The sequence below is a fragment of the Changchengzhania lutea genome, from assembly GCF_006974145.1.
Lineage (GTDB): Bacteria > Bacteroidota > Bacteroidia > Flavobacteriales > Flavobacteriaceae > Changchengzhania > Changchengzhania lutea.
Genome location: NZ_CP039456.1, coordinates 3,650,146 through 3,665,277, shown reverse-complemented (window position 1 = coordinate 3,665,277; position 15,132 = coordinate 3,650,146). Strand labels below are relative to the sequence as shown.

Here is a 15,132-nt window from a genome sequence, read left to right as displayed (position 1 = left end):
ATTATGGCAAATACAATTAAAAATCAACAGGATATTTTAACAAAACTAAATATCCATGCCTTGAACCCGATGCAGGAGGAAGCTGTTTCCGTCATTGAAGCAACAACAAATACCATCATTTTATCTCCTACAGGAACGGGGAAAACATTAGCCTTTTCATTACCACTTTTAAAAGTGTTAAAGCCGGAGTCTAAAGAAATTCAAGCATTAATCCTGGTACCATCAAGGGAACTGGCCATTCAAATTGAGCAAGTGATTCGCTCTATGGGTTCTGGTTTTAAAGTAAATGCGGTTTATGGTGGGCGGCCGATGTCTAAGGACAAAATTGAAATCAAACATAATCCTGCTATTTTAATAGGAACACCTGGTAGAATTTTAGATCATTTTGATAGCGACAGGTTTTCTAAAGCAAGTATAAAAATACTGATATTAGATGAATTTGATAAGTCATTGGAAGACGGTTTTGAGGAAGAAATGAAAGGCATTATAAGTCAATTACCGAGTATTAACAAACGCATTTTAACCTCGGCGACGCAAGGGGTTGCTATTCCAGGTTTTGTGCGATTGGATAAGCCCACCATAGTCAACTATTTAAAAGAAAAAAAAGGATCTAAACTAGCCATTAAAACGGTGGTTTCTCCTAATAAAAACAAACTAAAAACCTTGTTGGATTTGGTTCAACATATTGGTAATGAACCCGGAATTATTTTCTGTAATTTAAGAGACAGCATAGATGAGGTCAGTAACTTCTTAAAGCGAAATAAAATTAGCCATACTTGTTTTTCTGGTGGCATGGAGCAAAAAGATCGGGAACGGGCGCTGATTAAATTTAGAAATGGGACCTCCCAAGTATTGGTTGCTACAGATTTAGCAGCGAGAGGTATCGATATTCCAGAAATGAAATATATTATTCATTACGAATTGCCACGGCATGAAGAAGAATTTATTCATAGAAATGGACGAACGGCAAGAGTGAACGCCAAAGGAACAGCCTATGTCTTAAAGTGGGAAAACGAGCTACTGCCCGAATTTATTAAAGATGTTAGAGGTATAAATATTTCTAAGAAAGCACCTCATAAACCACAATTCTGGGAAACCTTGTTTATTTCTGGTGGACGAAAAGATAAAATCTCCAAAGGTGACATAGCAGGATTATTTTTTAAGCAAGGTGCTATTAATAAAGACCAATTAGGGACCATAGAGCTAAAGCCAGATTGCGCCTTTGTTGCAGTTCCACTATCGCTTGCAGATGAATTGGTGTCAAAATTGAACAATGTACGGTTGAAGAAGAAAAAGGTTCGGGTATATAGTATCTAATTGTAGGTATTTAAGTATCAAATCTGCGCTTAAAATTTCTTATAAGCTACTGTAGTTTATATAATATAAGCTCTATTCACATTTTCTCAATTTTAATAATTAGTTTATGAATCTGGTTCCTCAGTAAAGTTAAAAATCAAAAAATTTAGTTAATAATTTTCTTTAATTTAGAATATTATATGTTGATTTTATGAATGTGTTGTCTTTTGATTGGTCTTCCTTACTACTATTTAGTGGTATTATTAATGCCTTTATTTCAGTTGTAATATTAGTTTTCAATAAAAACAATTACAAAATAAGACCATTAATTTGGATCATTTTAATTTTAGCATCTGTAAGCTTAATTTTATTTGAACGAATTATAAGGTTTTCAGATTTGGAAGCATCATATCCTGAGTTTCTATTTATTTCAAGTCCTTTATTTTTCTTTAGTCTTCCATTGATTTATGTGTTTCAGAAACGATTAAATAAAAGACTAAACCATGAGTATTTACATTTTATAATTCCTTTTTTGCTATTTATTTTATTGTTGCCAACGATAACTATGAGCAATAGTGATAAATTGGATATGTATTATACAACAGGAATACATGACCCTATTTGGATTATACTGCTGTATTTAATATTTGCCATATTTTATAGTATTAAAACACTCATTGAAAATAAAAGGCATAAGCACTATTTGTTAAATGAATACGCAAGCAATGCTATTGAACTACAGTTGTTTTCGAATAAATTGGTGTTGTTATCAAGTCTGCTATTTATCATTATTCCTATAGCGCTATCAATTCAGTATTTTAATTTTGAAACTGAGATTTTTGACAAAATTCTCTTCATACTTTTTTCTTTAATCCCACATTTTATTCTTATCGCTATACTTACGCTCAGGACTGTTGATTATTCAAACACATCACAAGCGGGTGACAAAAATGACGTTGACATTAAGGTTCAAGGTTTAGAAGTCTTTAAATCTGACTTGACAACTTTTATGGTTGAAAATAAACCTTTTTCAAGTCAAGAGTTAAATTTACAGACTTTGGCAAATTCAATAGGTTGGAGTCGGTCTAAGCTTTCCATGATTATAAACAAAGGATTTGGCAAAAACTTCTATGACCTTATTAATGAATATCGTCTTGAGCTGGTATTGGAAAGGTTGCACAATGGTGACCATGACGACTTTTCATTAGATTATATAGTGAGTGAATGTGGGTTTAAAAATTACATTTCTTTCTACAGGTATTTTAAACAAATGAAGAAGACCTCTCCAAAAGAGTATATAAAGCATTTAAAAAAATCATAAATACATTACACAGTATCTGATGTAATGTATTAAATAAATTAGTGCTAAGTTGTATGTGTAGATTTGTGCCTAATCAAGCTATAAATTTATGCGTTTACTTATTTTAAATTTAATCTTATTTTCCTGTGCCCATACGACCCTCAGTTCTCAAACTATTAACGATACTATCTTAAATAAAATTAAAGAGAAGGCTAGAGAAACTCATTCTGATGCGGTCATCATAATTAAGGGTGAAACAATGGTATACGAAGACTATTTCGGAAAGGAAGAAAAGCCTATTTATATTGCGTCTGCTGGTAAATCATTAGTGAGTCTTGCCATTGGAAAATTGATAGACAACAAACAGTTAGATTCGTTAGATCAGCCAATTTACACACTTTTCCCGGAGTGGAAGCAAGGCCAAAAACGTGAGGTGACCATACGGATGCTTTTAAATCACACCTCTGGTCTACAAAATAATCCGAATCCTATGATTGAATTAGAACCTGCACCCGATTTTCAGATTAATAATGTGATTAAATTAGCACTCACGGCAGAACTATCGAGTATTCCAGGCGATAAATTCAACTATAATAATAAAGCTGTAGCATTATTAGGCGGTATTGTTGAAAAGGCTTCTGGAAAGCGTTTTGATCATTTTTTTATTGAAGAGTTTTACAAACCTATGGATATTGCCAATTATAATTGGATACAGGATAAAGAAGGAAACCCTACAACCCATGGTGCATTTGTAATTAAACCATCAGATTTCATAAAGTTCGGTCAATTAATCTTAAATGAAGGCCTATATAATGGAAAAAGATTGATTAGTGAGTCTTGGATTGAGGAATCCTTTAAACAAGGGCAAGAATTTGATGTTAGATTTGGGCTACTTTGGTGGCGTTTACCAGAATATGAACAACGAATTATTGATGAAGATATATGGGATTCATGGAAAAAGGCCAATGTGAATAAGGACTTTTTAAAACAGATAAAACCACTAAAACATAAACTCTATAATAACAAGTATGACTACTTTAAAGATTTAAAAGACCTATTTGGAGACCGTTGGAATAGTGTACTCAATAAACAATTACCGCATTCTGTCATGTCTAGCAAAAGAATTTATGGAAAAAGAATTGTCGCATATTATGCCGACGGTTATAGAGGAAACTATCTAGTTATAATTCCAGAGAAAAATATTGTCGCTATTAGATGTGCAGATCCTGATGGCTTTGATGCGCAAACAGATTCGTTTACAGATTTTGTAAGCTTAATTTCAGAATTATCAAACTGACTAATGGGATAATACCGGATAAAAACAAGATCCAAAAGCACCTTCTTTCAAAATAAGTTAGTGAATGTTAAAATTGAATTAATTGTGACTAATTAATTAATATTCAAATAATTAACGATTTAAATAAAGTTAATTAAATCGAAAAACGATTAAGCCAATATACTTTCTTGACCTGAATCTCTTACGAATAAACAGCTGCTATTGGTTTTTTGAGACATGTCTTTAATAAAGTCGTAAGGTAGGGCATCTTGCATACCAAAAATATTTAGATCTGCTGGAGGAGCTTTTGTAACCATGTCTGTAAAATTACCTAAGTAAACTTCCGTTAAGGTCTCGGGTAAGCGTGCCAGTTGCGTTAAAGTCTTTAAAAACATTTTAGCTTCAGTCTCTTCCTCTAGGTTATCTACTACAGTGATGAGCCGTATGCGCGCCTCCCAATTCATTTTCAGTTTATAGGCCACTAATATGGAAAGGTCTAAATTACCAATATCCAAACCGCCTAATTGCCAATTTCCTTTTCGTTCACTAACCCAAACATTAATGGTATTCCGTTGCCCTAATAAAGCTTTAGAATGCAGATTAAATAGCAGAATACCAATTTCCAATCGTATAGATTCGGTCATCACTGGTTTTAGTTCATTTTCGTAATCGTCATGATCCTGCAAATTTAAAAACATAATATTTGGTCTAAAAAAAGCACCTTGTAATGCCTGACTGCCATAGTTAATACCATTGGCAAATTGATCGGCATGAATGACCGTTGACGACGAAAACACGCCTTTTATTCTAAATGATGCCGAAATATCTTCTAGTTGCTCAATCAATTTGCTTTGTTCTGTAAAGGGCTCAATCCCTAAAAGCTTTATAGATCCTTTGGGTTTGGCAATATTCCGCAAAAATTCAAAAGTGCCCCTTAATCCGTTGACATCGCGTACTGGGACCATAAGATTGGCCTTCCATGCACGCTGTTGCATTTTTTTCATTCCCCATGTATGCTTGGCTGCCCATTCGGCAAACGCCACAAAAAGCCCAGACCTCACGTCTTCGAAAGGTGTCTCCAGATTTTGACGGGACAAATACCAATACACCATTAAAACAATAGCAATTGAGATTAAACTTATGGAAGGATTAATAATAAACATAGCAAAAATGGACGAGATTAATCCTAAATAAGGCACCCATTTATAAATCCTGAAAACAGGTCGATAACTAATGAGCCCCAAGCGTTGTTCTATAATCACCACAATATTTATCATGGCATACGTAATGAGAAAAAAGAGCGTCACTAAAGGTGCCACAGCGTTAAGATTACGTAGCAATAAGGTAAAGAAAATTAATATCCCAGTCACCATCATGGCGTTTCGAGGTTGTCCACTATGGCTTGTTGTAGCTAGCATATTAGAGAAGGGCAGTACCTTATGTTCTCCCATGGCATATAAAATACGTGACGATCCCACAATAGATGCTAATGCTGAAGAGAATGTCGCGCCTAAAATCCCAGCAATAATTATTGGCCCAAAGTAGGCCTTATCAACCATAATATAGTAATTGGTGAGGAGTTCTTGTTCTGTCGCACTGCGGGATATCCAAAATGCCAAGAGCATATATATTACAAAACTTACTCCAATAGCCCAAAGTGTTCCTGTAGGAATGCTTCGTTTGGGGTCCTTGAGTTCACCTGACATATTCGCACCAGCCATAATACCAGTTGCCGCAGGAAAAAAGACGGCAAATACAATCCAAAAATTACTCCCGCTATAACGATTTTCTGCCGACCCCTTAAATGAGCCCCAACTTAAAGAGTCACTTATGGGTTGCTGCATAGAACCATCATAAGCCGCAATAACGATAGAAACTAGTGAGAGTACAATAATACCCATAATGATAAACTGTGTCTTTATGGCCAAATTAGCACTGATATAAGCAATGGTAAAAAGTGATGCAAAGACTATAATATCGATTAGAAAAGCATTGTGCTCTGGAAAAATACCTAGCCAACCTTCTCTAAAACCAAAAATATACATCGTTACTGCCAGACCTTGCGAAATATATCTTGGAATACCTAAGCTACCACCAACCTCCAAACCTAGCGCTTGCGAAACAATGGCATAGGCACCACCAGCACCGATACGAATATTTGTCGTAATGGCAGACATGGACAATGCCGTACATAGCGTAATTAAAAATGAAATAATAATAATAAGCCATGCCCCCAATAAACCGGCATTTCCAACAACCCAACCCAAACGCAAATACATGATAACACCAAGTATAGTGAGCAGCGTTGGCGTAAAAACACCTCCAAGGGTGCCGAATTTTTTTATGGTTTTGGGTGGAGTACTCATGGGATTGGTTTAGTAAATTCTGTCCATGAAGTTACTAATTATCTGTCAATTTAAAATGAATGATTGTACATAGTATGATACCACAGGAATCATATGGGCTGTTTTTTGGAAAATGAACTACCTCGACCCAAGGGTACGAGGTAGTTCATTTACAAATCATCCACTGGATAATCCAATTCAAAAAGTCTAAATGCGTTCACTTTATTAATTTTGTTTTTAAGGTGTTAACAAAAAGGATATTGCCTAATTTATCGTATCCCTGAAAAAGTTTAATTCTATCTTCAAATTTTGCTACACTTTCATGAAAGCCAATTAAAGTAAGGTCGGCATCTGCCGAAAATTCATTAATTAGATCTATTTTGTTTTTAGATACATCAAGAGGCAATATATAAATATTATTTGAAGAAATTGGCAATCTACCCGTTGAGGCCAGTTGAATCAGATTGTTTTTTTCTTCTTCCAAATGCTCAACTGGGAATGCGGCATAGATCTTTATTTTCCCCTTTTTCCATTCAGGATGCCCCAGAATGACATACGATAGCAGGATCATTAAATTGGCGTTTTCATAATCTTCTTTTCTTATCCAAATATGGATATCTTTTTTGTACCCAAATCCTCTATCTGAACTCGCCAGTATTCCGATATCCAGACCTATCGTCTTTATTAAACTGTAATTATCGAATATTTCAGATAACCATTCAGTTTCACCTCTTTTATATTCGAATAAGATCATATTATTTGGTTGTCCTGAAATTCCCGGTTGCTGAATGGCATGTGCTATAGCCGATGTTGTAGATGGTGTCACCAGGGTTTCAACGAATACATTTGATTTGTTATCAGCTATATTCTGTATTAATTTCTCGAGTATTACTTGGGCAGATTTTTTGGATTCCTTAGATAGATAAGCCTTTTCAAAATGCAAATACATACCAAATCCATAGCTGTGAGAGATCCATTTCATCAATTCCAGAGCGCCAAATCTTTTAAAACTGTCCTTAGAAATACAAATGACAGCAGGTCTCCAATCTTCTTCAGTACTTTGCTTTTCTGCTTTTTGAAGGAATACCTGTAATCTTCTGCTCAATTGTTGAATGACCCCTTGAAAAATACTGGCCATGCCTGATTTAGTGCCACTTTTTGAAGAAATATATAAGTAGAGTAAAATCATTAATAATATGGCTGCCAGAGCATATGGTGTATTTATTTTAAACATCAGGTAAATACACATTATAGTTCCTAAAAGTGATAAGTACCACTTCGATTTAAACGATGGTCTGTAGGATGGATCAGCTGCAAAATGCTGCAGAAATGAAATTAGACAAAGTGACCCATAGGTTACCAGGAAAAACATGGAAATTATTTCGGCAACGGCATTAACATCACTCATTAAAATAAAAACAAAGGCTATGATACTGGTTATAATAGTAGCGTTTCTGGGTTCGTTATTTTTTTCTGTACCCTTTGAAACCCATGAATTCATCAATGCTCTTGGAAAAACCTTATCACCGCCAATGGCCTGAAGCGTTCTTGGGGCAACCATAAAAGAGCCTAATGCCGATGAAATGGTTGCTGCGGCTAATCCAATGGGTATAATAGGTCCCCAAAAAGCTATTTTACTCATAATAAGTTGATCGGAAATAAGATCTGTAACCGATGCAGATGATGCCAGTTTATAGGCAATAAAAACGTAAATGATCATGCCGATAATTGTAGCGGACAGCGTGCCGAGTGGTATCGATTTTTTCGGGTCTTTTAGATCTCCAGAGAGTCCAACTCCGGCTGTCATTCCTGTAAATGCTGGAAAAATGATGGCAAATACATAAAAGAATCCCTTATCAGCCCGTATGTTTTTAAAAAGTAGTGAAGCGTCAAAAGTCTCATTAAATGGAGTAGAGCCTGCAAAGAAAAAAATAAGGGATATGACCAGGATTGTGACCACAATATATAAGGCTTTCATTCCCAGAACAGCACCTTTTTTAACCATTAACAAAATTAACAAAAGGAGCGCAGGGATACTAAACAGTCTGTTATCGTAAATGATATACCCAAGATTGACTTCTACCCAAGGTTTAATAACTTCAAAAGCTTCTGCGAAGGCAATAACATAAAATGCGACGCTTATAGCCTGAGAGAAATATAAGGCAATACCTATTGCCGCACCAATATTAATTCCAAAAGATCTGGAAATAATAAAATACTCGCCGCCACCTTCAACTTTCTGATTGGTAGCTATTTCGGCCAACGCCATGGCTGTTGGGATTGTAACTAAATGACCTATAAAAATAATGAGCAGTGTCCCCATAAAACCAACGGACCCCACTGCAAAACCAAATCGCAGGAACATTACAGCTCCTAAAATTGTAGAAATTGCTGTTAAAAATACGGGAAGCGTGGTAAATTTTGATTTTTGTTCCATAAAATAAGCCCGTTATTTTAGATACTTAAATATATCAATTAAATGAATACAAAAATCGTTTTATACTACAATAGGAATAATGAACCACTTGAATTTGTACAATCTAATGATTTGATAATCACACAATAATTAATAACATTATGTAAAATGGAATCTCGATGTTAAATTTGGCCTCATAAAACTTTAGTAAAAACAATCGAGCGTTTAGTAGTTGATTTTTTACATCATCACGCACAGTCGATTGGCATGGATATATTTAACCGTAACATCGATTTTTATGAAGTTAAAAATTAATTATTTAACAAGATTTGATTTCTTTTTTCTAACGGGCAATACTTCTTCTGGGAAAGGGAAGAGTATGGTTGAATTTTTCTCTGCTGCAATATTCGACAAGGTTTGGTACAGACGTAGTTTTATGGCCGATGGCGACTGATCTATCAGTTTTCCTGCTTCAAGTAACTTTCCAGCAGCCTGTTCTTCAGCCAATGCCAAAATAATTTTAGCCCTACGTGAGCGTTCAGCCTCTGCTTGGTTGGCCATCATGCGGCGCATGTTTTCGGGCAACTGAATGTCTTTTATCTTCACATCGCTAATTTCAATACCCCAATCCTGGGTTTCTTTTTCAACAATGTCCTTAATATTTTTACCCATTTCCTCACGTTTAGAAAGGATGGTGTCCAATTCCACTTTACCACAAACATCCCGAAGGGCTGCCTGTGCCAATTGGGTAATCGCAAACTTATATTCTTCAACTTCCAAAACGGCTTTTTCAGGATTCACAATCTTAAAAAACACCACACCATCTATACTACAAGGCACGTTATCTTCTGTCATCACTTCCTGTGAATCTATATTGAATGTAATAACTCTAATGTCTACAATTTGGATGGTTTCAACAAAAGGAATAATCCATCGAAGGCCAGGTTTTAAGGTTTTTATATATTTTCCAAATCTAAATTTAATAGCTCTTTTGTATTCAAAAATGATTCGAATACCAAAAAGAAGAAATACCCCGACAATAATAGCGAGAATGCCAAACCGGTTCATAATAAAATGTATTAAAGTTATCTATCTGTACGCACATGAAAAGTCAATGAACCTGTGACACACTGTTATTTATGGGTTCTTGCCTTTTTAAAAACTAAATCGAAAATTGACCTTATTGAGTGCAATTAAACGATGCTAATGGATCATCTTAAAGTTACGAAATTTTTAGGTAAAATTGGTGTTTTGAATGCAAAATGTTTCTTATTATGAGCGCTTTACAAATACGAGCTGTAAAATGTGAAGCATCCATTAAATCATTAAATATACATTTGTAGTAATGTACCGCGTTATGTAACTTGAGTTTTGGTTCTAAAGCGAAAAATTTTTCTCTACTATTTTAATTGAACACTCTTTTTACGAAGCGACGATAGGAGCGTAGTGGAATGTGTTTGGAATGATTTAAATATTACGGCCCCGGTTTGGTTTAAGGGCCATTATAAAATCTGAATTGCAGTCTTGTGCGATACAGCTCATATTCTCTGATGATGAAAACCAACTGTCTGCCAAAACATACTTAAAACCTATGTTGTAGTTTGCTTGGACTACCATGCGACGCATCATTTCATTCTTGGTTTCTTTACTTTTAAAAGAAGGTTTTCCATGCTTGCCTAAAACGGCTACGTCTTTCTTTATAAACTCAACACCTACAGGAAGACCCATATCATACTTAGGACTATAATAATAGGAGCTTACAAAATTTACGCCTTTAACGCTTTTACCACTGCAATGGTCGTAGTGCCAATTTATTAAAGGATTGGTTTTTGTGTGTTTTTTGGGTTCAATGGAATCATCAATAATTAACAACCCATCTGATGACTTAATTTCTTGAACCATAGCTTTAGCTTCTAGCCATAGGGTTCTTGAGTCTATTTTACTAGATAACAACCGTGTTATTTGGTCATGACCAACACTATTATCTGTCACTAATGACAAACCTGTTGCTGTACTATAAGTGGGCGTCACCAACAAATAGTCAGTATATAAGTCTAAAAGGTTATTAACATTCATAAATGAAATTTAATAATTTTGTGCGTAACATCAGTAAATTAAATGATTTAAGAGATAAAGAAATAAAAAGGGTTGACGAGTAACCTGAATTTCCATTGAGTACAAATGATAAACCTGATGACAGACCAATTGTTATTGATTTAATTTTCTTTAGACTTACTAATCATTTTAATAAGGAAAAGGATCTCTTTGATAGCTATAAGGGTTTATTTAAAAACAAAGATTACATAGATGGATTCATTGAAATCATTGTTAATGAAATTGATTATTATCAAATTAATAATAGATTAGTTTCTAATGTTTCTGCACTTGTCGAAAAAAGTAAAAAGCGGCAAGTATTATGCCGCCTCATAAAATTTCAACTAAAACAATAGGAGAGAGGAACGTTCATATTTAGGGTTTTAGCAATTTATAATCGCTAACTGTAAGTTCTTAACTTCATAGCGACTTTTACACTAATCAATACTATAAATTTCTAACTTAAAACCTTTATAAACATGAAATCACAAACTAAAAGCCTTGCCAGTATTTTAGTCGCACTCGTAATTACATTTTCAATACACGCACAAAACGCAGATGCTAAATCCGCAGCATTATTAGATGCTTTAGTAGCTGTAAATGGCGGTTACCAAACATTGGCAGCCAAAAAAGATGTTCAATTTAATTATGTATACGATAATTTTGACAAAGGAAAAGATGTATCAACAGAACGCCATATTTTTCATGGGGAGCATTCTTGGGCGTCTTATGGGCAGCATGATTTAAATGTGATGCCTGGAACACAAGGGACGGCTATACAATCGTATGTAGATAACAAGCCAGCTTTAACCTTAGACGGAAAAGCGATAACAGATGAAAAAGCCATTGGTGGCACCGTGTTTTTACGTAAAGTAAATTTCTATTGGTTTACCATGATGTACAAATTAAAAGACCCAGGAGCCAATTACAACTATTTAGGCACAGAAAAAGTAGGCGACATCACGTATGATAAAGTAAGCCTAAAATATGATGCCGATATTACCAAAAAGGAAAACAACGATGAATACATCTTGTATTTCAACCCGAATACGCATTTAGTAGATCAATTCTATTTTTCATTGCCCGATTGGGGCATTGATATGCCTATATTAAAAATGACCTTGGCTTACGAAAAAGTGGATGGTATTTTGGTGTCTACGGTGCGAAAAGGATTTATGCCAAATGAAAAAGGAGCGTATGTACCCATTGGTGTATATACGTTTAGCCAAATTAAATTTAATAATGGTTTTAAGAAAGAAGACTTTATATTGAACTGATACCAAATATAAAATTTCTTGAAACCGACTATCCTCGAGGCAGAGACATAGAGGTATTTCGCCAGTTTCATTTTGCCCTTGGGGCAAAAACCGAAATTTTATATTTGGTATCAGAAAGATGACTATTAAGAGGCTATCTAAAAAGTTGGTTTTTAGATAGCCTCTTTTTTATGCACAAACATTCTGGGTTTCTACAATTTCACCGCGCTAAAATTACTACGCCTTCGTCAAACTAAAAATTACAGGAATATCGTTCTCCATGCCATTATTCTGTGCAAACACAACAACCTTTAAACTGGTCACAATACGTTCCATAATCTGAGTGCGTTTCTCAAAATTATCATTAGCTCTAGCTAATCCGCAAAAAACAATATCGGCGGTTTTACTGTTTTTGATTAGCGTACCCACAATGTCCTCACTATCTTTTATAAGTACATGAATTTCAGCATCAATACGTGCTTCATGAATTGAGTATTGAATAAGTGCTTCCAATACGTGTTTTTCTTTTTCAGAATCCGCTACGGATAAAATATTAATTACAGCTTTTTTCCACTTATTATTCAATCGAATCAAATAGGAGAGCAGTAGCATCAGGTCACCATTTCTATCTTCACCGCGCCACCAGATATCGATACGTTTATCAGGACGCTCCGTAAATGGCGTGTTTAGATGTGCAATTAAAATATTCTTCCCAGATGCCGCAATATTATTAACGATCTGTAGCTCTTGAATCTTACCCTCTATGGTCCTGGACCAACCAAAGACTGCGGTGTTGGTTTTTATACCGGCAATACCATGTGAAGCAGCCACTTGGAACATGCCGTGTTTTATATCGTTAACCACATTCACTTCAGTTAACGCTTCCAAACCTTCCTTCTCCAATTCTTTTTGCATTTCAAAGGCAATTTGATTGCGTTTTTTTAATTCTTGTTTATCCTCGAAAGTAACCAGTTTTGAAATGCTTAATAAGCCACTATTTTGCCCTAGCATTTCCATTAATTTAATCAATGGCATCTGTCCTTTTAACTCATGTACAAATAAAATAATAATGGGACGCCAGTTTCTGCTATGTACCTTTTTGGAATTCAATCGAAGTAAGGCATATCTACCCATATGCATCCAAATTCCGGTGGCAGCATCGCCCCATTGTTGCTCCAGTTTTTTGCTGATTAAATAAATAAGAATAACAGCTTCAAGACCTAGAGCAAACACGAATGCCAGTGGATTGATTAACCACATCACAACCATGGCGGCTAGAGCACCTAAAAGGGATACGTACCACGGTACATGTATTTTTGGTCGATACGAAGGTTCTTTAATCAGTTGCTCCACGGCTGCACTCACATTAACAGCGACATAGAGCGTTAAAAATAGAACAGATACGTATTGTGCGATCGTATTCAATCCGCCCAGAAAAACGGCTGCTATAGCGATAATACCACTGATCCATGTGGCAATCGTGGGCTGGCCTGATTTTGACAGTTTGGATAAAAATTTCGGCATCAAACCATCCATAGATAACGCCTGAAGAATTCTTGGTCCGCCCAAGATACTCCCAAATGCAGATGATAAAACGGCACCCCAAACGGCAGGATACACAATCCATGGTCCAAAAACAGCAATCCGCGTCCAAATGGTAACACCAGCATCAGGGTCTGCCATTTGCTCCAAGGTCAATGCCCCGGTTATGGCCAAAAGCAACGGAATGATAAGATAGATTATGGCTCCTGAGATGACGGCGGCAAGTGTGCCTTTAGGAATCGATTTTTTAGGGTTTTTCAAATCGCCACTTAAACCAATTCCAGCCGTAAACCCTGTAACGGCAGGGAAAAATACGGCAAACACATACCAAAAGCCTTCTGGGGCCGTTTGATAGGTCGGCTCTATAATGGGTGCATGAAGGTCTTGGCTGAGTACACCAATGATTAAAGCAAGAATAGAGGCTCCAACAATAATCATAATTGGGATTTGTGATCTTAATACCAGTTTTGCACTTTTACCAGAGAGTGTCGTCACTAAAACAATAAAACCGATAGTTAGGCCTTGCAAAGCATATGACGGCATTATACCTTGACTTTCTGGCCATAATACGAGTATGGCTTCTGAAAGGCCATAACAATAGAACGTCACACTTAAGGTCCGACATAAATACAAGGGAATCCCGATAGCGCCACCAGCTTCTAGACCAAGACTTCGCGATATCATATAATATTCGCCACCAACCCCAACTTTGATGTTAGTAGCGATGGCGGAAGCACTTAAACCAGTTATAAACGTAATGGAACTGGCCATTAATACAATAACAATGGTTTTTATGAGACCTACATTTCCAACTACCCATCCAAACCTTAAGTACATAATCAAGCCAAGTATGGTCAATATACTGGGTGTATATACCCCTAGAAACGTGCCAAATTTATGTGGTTGCTTGTCCATTTTCTATGTAAGTATCTTTACCTGTTACAGTTAAAGATACTGTAAATTTAAATTTAAATGGGATATTTAGTTATTCAGCATATCATTGAATACTCGATTTTTAAATATGGCAAACAGCGAAGTTTTTATAATGCGCTGACATGTGTGAGAATTATGAACGCCTTATATTTAATGAAATAGAGACGTGAGAAGTAATGTGTATGGAAAGGTTATGTGTTATACTTGTGAAAAATAATACTATCTTTGTTTTCGATGCAAAAAAATAAGCACATAAAAGCACTTTTCTTTTTAGGGATATTCTCTATGCTGTTGTTGCATCAGGTGTTGCCACATTGGCATCACGAACACGACGGTGAGCATACACATAAAGCTGTTGCGCATAGCGATACACATAGCCACCATCACGATGTTCCAGAAAAAGAAAGTCCAAAAAAGGGGCTTTTAGATTTGTTTTTGGAAATGCACGTGCATTCTGTAGTAGCTAATGAAATCCTGTTAATACACGAAAACAGTTTAAAACAACTTGATGTTAAAAAGGATATAGCTACGCCTGTAGCTGTCATTCAGTATAATATTTCTATAAACTATGATGAAGCCGAAAAGACAAGGGTTTATCATCCACCTAATAATTATTTTAACGCATATCTCTCATCCCTCGATTCACGAGGCCCACCATCTTTAGGATAATCGTT

At 35.6% G+C, this 15,132-nt stretch carries 10 protein-coding genes and 1 pseudogene; 6 read left to right on the top strand and 5 right to left on the bottom strand.

What is annotated here, in order from left to right:
* The first annotated feature begins 3 nt into the window (after window positions 1-3).
* From FAF07_RS16475 to FAF07_RS16465, 3 genes are all read left to right on the top strand, one after another.
* Window positions 4-1,317, top strand: a complete 1,314-nt coding sequence (locus FAF07_RS16475) for a DEAD/DEAH box helicase (RefSeq protein ID WP_142786146.1) — start codon at window positions 4-6, stop codon at window positions 1,315-1,317.
* A gap of 190 nt (window positions 1,318-1,507) precedes the next feature.
* Window positions 1,508-2,617 (top strand): helix-turn-helix domain-containing protein, encoded by a 1,110-nt coding sequence (locus FAF07_RS16470; RefSeq protein ID WP_142786145.1) that lies wholly within the window; start codon window positions 1,508-1,510, stop codon window positions 2,615-2,617.
* Window positions 2,618-2,705: 88 nt separating this feature from the next.
* On the top strand, window positions 2,706-3,893 hold the full coding sequence (locus FAF07_RS16465; protein WP_142786144.1) for a serine hydrolase domain-containing protein: 1,188 nt from the start codon (window positions 2,706-2,708) through the stop codon (window positions 3,891-3,893).
* A 149-nt stretch (window positions 3,894-4,042) separates the two neighbouring features.
* Here FAF07_RS16465 and FAF07_RS16460 read toward each other — a convergent pair whose 3' ends face one another.
* The 4 genes and pseudogenes from FAF07_RS16460 to FAF07_RS16445 all read right to left on the bottom strand — a co-directional run.
* Complete coding sequence (locus tag FAF07_RS16460; RefSeq protein ID WP_142786143.1) at window positions 4,043-6,238, bottom strand: amino acid permease; 2,196 nt, start codon at window positions 6,236-6,238, stop codon at window positions 4,043-4,045.
* 196 nt (window positions 6,239-6,434) lie between these two features.
* Complete coding sequence (locus tag FAF07_RS16455; RefSeq protein WP_142786142.1) at window positions 6,435-8,654, bottom strand: APC family permease; 2,220 nt, start codon at window positions 8,652-8,654, stop codon at window positions 6,435-6,437.
* A 294-nt stretch (window positions 8,655-8,948) separates the two neighbouring features.
* Complete coding sequence (locus FAF07_RS16450) at window positions 8,949-9,701, bottom strand: slipin family protein (protein ID WP_142786141.1); 753 nt, start codon at window positions 9,699-9,701, stop codon at window positions 8,949-8,951.
* A gap of 414 nt (window positions 9,702-10,115) precedes the next feature.
* A pseudogene (locus FAF07_RS16445) lies at window positions 10,116-10,709 on the bottom strand (transposase); the annotation flags it as partial.
* Window positions 10,710-10,804: 95 nt separating this feature from the next.
* On the opposite strand from FAF07_RS16445, the gene FAF07_RS16440 reads away from it, so the two are divergent.
* Both FAF07_RS16440 and FAF07_RS16435 read left to right on the top strand, forming a co-directional pair.
* Complete coding sequence (locus FAF07_RS16440) at window positions 10,805-11,083, top strand: hypothetical protein (protein ID WP_142786139.1); 279 nt, start codon at window positions 10,805-10,807, stop codon at window positions 11,081-11,083.
* Between the two features lie 123 nt (window positions 11,084-11,206).
* Entirely contained in the window at window positions 11,207-12,004 is a 798-nt protein-coding gene (locus FAF07_RS16435; RefSeq protein ID WP_142786138.1) for a DUF6503 family protein, read from the top strand.
* Window positions 12,005-12,220: 216 nt separating this feature from the next.
* Here the strand turns inward: FAF07_RS16435 and FAF07_RS16430 are convergent, their stop codons facing one another.
* Complete coding sequence (locus FAF07_RS16430; RefSeq protein WP_142786137.1) at window positions 12,221-14,440, bottom strand: APC family permease; 2,220 nt, start codon at window positions 14,438-14,440, stop codon at window positions 12,221-12,223.
* Window positions 14,441-14,692: 252 nt separating this feature from the next.
* Here FAF07_RS16430 and FAF07_RS16425 point away from each other — a divergent pair, with 252 nt between their 5' ends.
* On the top strand, window positions 14,693-15,127 hold the full coding sequence (locus FAF07_RS16425) for a hypothetical protein (protein ID WP_142786136.1): 435 nt from the start codon (window positions 14,693-14,695) through the stop codon (window positions 15,125-15,127).
* Window positions 15,128-15,132: the final 5 nt, after the last annotated feature.